Here is a 4,637-nt window from a genome sequence, read left to right as displayed (position 1 = left end):
ATGGATTTTTCGGCGCCTGAGTAATCATTGGAATGAAGGGCCGTCTTCAGATTGAAGGCATAGCCGTAGGCAACCTTCTTATTGTAGAACCTGAATGTCATTCTTCCGCTGCTGGTCTGCTTGTCGATCATGCGTACGCTTTGGTGGCCGCTGTAATCCTCGAATTTAAGAACGAGCCAATCGGATGTGGCCATCGACGAAGCATCATAGTCCACTTGGATGTCGACAACCGATTCCTCAGGCAGTGTGATGAACTGTCCGTCGGTAACGATGGTTTCCCGGCCGTCCGTAAGCGGGATTATTTTATTTTTCGCAATCACGATCGTCTGGTCCCCCGCCGTGGACTTGTCGATGTAATTTTTATAGGTCAGTATTGTCTTTTTCAGCGCACTGTCCGACAGAGAAGTTCTTTCATACTTGCTGCTGAACAGCTCCCCGTTCCTGGAGGTCAGGCTGTACAGCTGTCCGCTGTTATCCACCTGGTAGACGCTCCCTTTCACGGTCGAATAGAAGACATCTCCATTATAATGGGAGGCAAACAGGATCGGCGAATCCTCGGTATATTTCCGGAACACGCTTCGGCCCGTCGTATAGGCATCCAGGTTAGGGTCCGCATAATCCAGCAGCGAGAATAGAATATCCTTCTGCCCGTAAACGCCATCGTTGATGACTTGACCGTCAATGTCAGGTGAATATGCCGCGAAAATCCCCCAGTTCGAGCCGTAAGGCTGGTCATTTACCCCATGCGACTCGTCGGAGACGAACAGCACCAGAGTGTCCTTAGCGAAACTGGAATGATCGATATAATCAATGAACCCGGACAGCGCCTCATTCAGATACGCCACCGCCGCCGCCTTGCGGCTCGGATACAGCTTGGCGTAATCGTCCGTCACGGCGTAGGGATGATGCGTTCCGACCGTCAGCAGCGTAGCGAACCACGGCTTGCCCTTGTCGTTTAGTTCATCGATATACTTCTCAGATTGCTCGAAAAAGGCTTTGTCATCCGGCCCCCATCCAAAAGGAACGTACGGATTCTTAAAGCTCTCCCCTCCGATCACCGTATCGAAGCCCGCAGCCGTCATGAAATCGCCCTTGGACATATACTCCAGCTCAGCCGCCTGGATAAAGGCCGTATTATAGCCCCGGTGCTTCAGCAGTTTCGGGAGGAGCTCTTCCCGGTAGCTGGGGTCTTTTTGCAAATATTCATAGGCCTTGGGTGTGGACGCATCCAATTTGGGATAGTCGCCGCTGACCAGCGAGTACATTCCTCTTATCGTCTGGTTATTGTGCGTGATGTAGTTAGGGAGAATGAGGCTGTGATCTTTGATTTTGTCCAGACTTGTCAGCTTGATATCATTCGATATGTCCAGAAACTCCTGATTGACAGCTGAATAAGCCCCCGGAATGCCTTCCATGACGACCATCAGAATATTTTTGCCCCCTGTATGGCTGTTCAGCAAATATTCGCCGTCTTTGAGCTGCTGCGACGTGTTGATCTGCCGCTCAATATCCGGAGGATAGTCCGTCAGCGCTTCTTCGTTAAAGGTCAGCAGAGCAACGGAATTACGGATCGAAGCGGATACAAAATTGCCGTTCTTCCAATCCCCGCTCGAATGAATGGCAATGGCAAGATAAAGAATCGACAGTGCGGCAAAGGCCAGCAGACGGTGCCTTCTTCTGTTAAACGGGAGCAGCGGCAGCCTCCGCAGAAAAAAAATCGAAGCCATCAGCAAAGCCATCAAGAGGATGGAATACACCGGGAAACTGATGTGAAACAGCGTGCCTGTAATAAACTCTTTGTCCGACGCCATCGTAATATCGTTAAGATTAACCACATGGTCCAGCGCATAAATGTATTCGATATTAGCCAAATGGAAAATGCCGAGCACCAGCGCGGCAAGATACGAAGCGGTGAGATTCACTCTTGAAAGCGCATATAGAACAAGCAGAATTAAAATCCCGATGCCGATGTCTTTCAGAGTTATAGCATAAAGCGCGTTAAATTCCACATCGATATCTTTCTGCCGGTACAAGAGGATACGACCATAAGAATAGAGGAGTAAAAAAAGAATAGAGGGTATGGCGTAAAGCAGCTTTTTCATCGTGTTCGCCCCTGTCAACAGTACAATGAATCTATTATATATGATATTACGGCTGCAGAGCGGAACTTTTCATAGATTGAAATGGCCGTATCTCATCCAAAAAAGGACCGCTGGCGGCAGCGGCCCTTTTTACTGATCTATGGGGATTGGTTGTCACTCAGCGGTTCAGCAGGCTGCCCACGTACCGGAGCAGTTCATTGGCGCAAATCGGGCAGTAGCCATGCTCCTCAATCAGACGGCGGGACACCTCGTTGATCCGCTTCAGCTGGCTCTCATCCGGGGTTTTGGACGAGGTCGTGATTTTGACGATATCCTTAAGATCCGCGAACAGCTTCTTCTCAATCGCCTCGCGAAGACGGTCGTGGTTGCTGTATTCGAACTTTTTACCTTTGCGGGAATAGGCGGAAATCCGGATCAGAATCTCCTCCCGGAAGGCCTTCTTGGCATTCTCCGAGATGCCGATTTGTTCCTCGATGGACCGCATCAGCCGCTCATCCGGCTCCATTTCTTCATCGGTCAGCGGGTCGCGGATTTTGGTCCAGTTGCAGAACGCCTCGATGTTGTCGAGATAGTTCTCGAACAGCGTCTTGGCCGACTCCTCAAAAGAGTAGACGAACGCCTTCTGCACCTCGTTCTTGGCTAAAGTATCGTATTCCTTCCGGGCAATGGAAATGAAGTTCAAATACCGCTCCCGCTCCTCCTTCGTAATCGAAGGATGCTGATCCAGGCCGTCCTTGATCGCCCGCAGCACGTCAAGCGCGTTCATGCACTCCAGATCGCCCTTGATCAGTGCGCTGGAGATGCGGTTAATGACGTACCGGGGATCGATGCCGGACATACCTTCGTCTAAGTATTCGTTCTGCATCTCCTTCAGGTCGGCTTCCTTGTAGCCCTCAACTTCTTCGCCGTCGTACATCCGCAGCTTCTTGATCAGATCCATGCCCTGCTTCTTGCTCTCCTTGAGCCTTGTCAAGACGGAGAAAATCGCGGCTGCGCGCAGCGCATGAGGGGCAATATGCACATGCTTCATGTCGCTCTGGGCGATCAGCTTGGCGTAAATCTTCTCCTCTTCCGCCACCTTCAGGTTATAAGGCACCGGCATGACGATCATCCGGGACTGGAGCGCCTCATTCTTTTTATTGGAAATGAACGCCTTGTACTCCGTTTCATTCGTGTGGGCCACAATGAGCTCGTCGGCGCTGATCAGAGCGAACCGGCCTGCCTTGAAATTGCCCTCCTGCGTCAGCGACAGCAGGTTCCACAGAAACTTCTCGTCGCACTTGAGCATTTCCTGGAACTCCATCAGTCCGCGGTTGGCCTTGTTCAGTTCGCCGTCGAACCGGTAAGCCCGAGGGTCGGATTCCGACCCGTATTCGGTAATGGTCGAGAAGTCGATGCTGCCCGTCAGATCGGCGATATCCTGCGATTTCGGATCGGACGGACTGAAGGTTCCGATGCCGACGCGCTCCTCTTCCGACAACAGCACCCGCACAACCCGCATCTTCTCTATATCGCCGCCATATTCATTCTTCAGCCTCATCTGGCAGGAAGGGCATAAATTGCCCTCAATGCGCACATTCAGCTCCTTCTCGATCTCCGGACGGAGCTCACCCGGAATCAAATGCAGCGGCTCCTCGTGCATCGGGCATCCTTCGATCGCGTATACCGCCCCTTGTATCGTACGGGAATACTGTTCCAGCCCGCGCTTCAGCAGCGTCACCAGCGTCGATTTGCCGCCGCTTACGGGACCCATCAACAGCAAAATCCGTTTGCGCACATCGAGCCGCCGCGCCGCCGAATGGAAATACTCCTCCACCAGCTTTTCGATGGCCCGGTCCAATCCGAAAATCTCCTGCTCAAAAAATTTGTAACGCTTGCGGCCGTTAATTTCCTCGACACCATGCGATTTAATCATGTCATACACCCGGGAATGGGCCGTTTTGGCGGGAGTGGGATCTTTTTTTAGCAGTTCTATATAATCTTTGAAGGTTCCGCTCCACGCCATACGCTCGTTCTCTGCCCGGTACGATGCTATACGTTCAAAAATGTCCATTGCTCGCTGCCTCCTCACCTTACGCTCTTGTGACCCGCGCGTGATGTCTGTCCGGGCTTCACCCGGTTACCCTCGCCTAAATATCCGCCTGCCTGCCGCCGTCCCTTCCGACGCTTCCGCCGCCCAGCGGAGTTTGCATTCGAAAAGTGTAATACATAACTATGCGGGAAGCCTGAAATACTGACCTCTTTTTTGGTGTGCTATAATAGAGAATCAGCTGCAAATGTGACAAAGGAGACAAACTATGGCGGTAAGACACGAAACAGAGCTGTATGCTCCTTTAAAAAAATTTTTTGAACAGCAAGGCTATGAGATTAAAGGTGAAGTGCGTTCATGCGACCTCGTCGGCGTCCGGGGAGATGAAGAACCGCCGCTCATTGTGGAGATGAAGAAGACCTTCAACCTCTCCCTGCTGCTGCAAGGGGTGGAGCGGCTGAAGCTTAGTCCGGCGGTGTATTTGGCGGTTGAGAGATGCCGGGAGA

At 51.8% G+C, this 4,637-nt stretch carries 2 protein-coding genes and 1 pseudogene; 1 reads left to right on the top strand and 2 read right to left on the bottom strand.

Translation table 11 applies throughout. The features are described from left to right. A partial coding sequence (locus tag L691_RS0111590; protein ID WP_025690686.1) for an LTA synthase family protein occupies nucleotides 1–2,102 on the bottom strand: 2,102 nt, incomplete at its 3' end. 157 nt (nucleotides 2,103–2,259) lie between these two features. Continuing rightward, the gene (locus tag L691_RS0111585; protein ID WP_025690683.1) at nucleotides 2,260–4,155 is read right to left on the bottom strand and encodes a PrkA family serine protein kinase; all 1,896 of its coding nucleotides are present in this window, start codon (nucleotides 4,153–4,155) and stop codon (nucleotides 2,260–2,262) included. A gap of 244 nt (nucleotides 4,156–4,399) precedes the next feature. Here L691_RS0111585 and L691_RS28640 point away from each other — a divergent pair. Beyond that, a pseudogene (locus tag L691_RS28640) lies at nucleotides 4,400–4,637 on the top strand (DUF2161 family putative PD-(D/E)XK-type phosphodiesterase); the annotation flags it as partial.

It is taken from the genome of Paenibacillus zanthoxyli JH29, from assembly GCF_000520715.1.
Taxonomy (GTDB): domain Bacteria; phylum Bacillota; class Bacilli; order Paenibacillales; family Paenibacillaceae; genus Paenibacillus_AQ; species Paenibacillus_AQ zanthoxyli.
Note: the sequence above shows the minus strand (reverse complement) of the source record. Positions and strands in the feature narration are given on the sequence as shown.

Excerpts from the sequence above, each read along its gene's own strand:
- L691_RS0111585 (WP_025690683.1), bottom strand. The coding sequence starts at position 4,155 with ATGGACATTTTTGAACGTATAGCATCGTACCGGGCAGAGAACGAGCGT.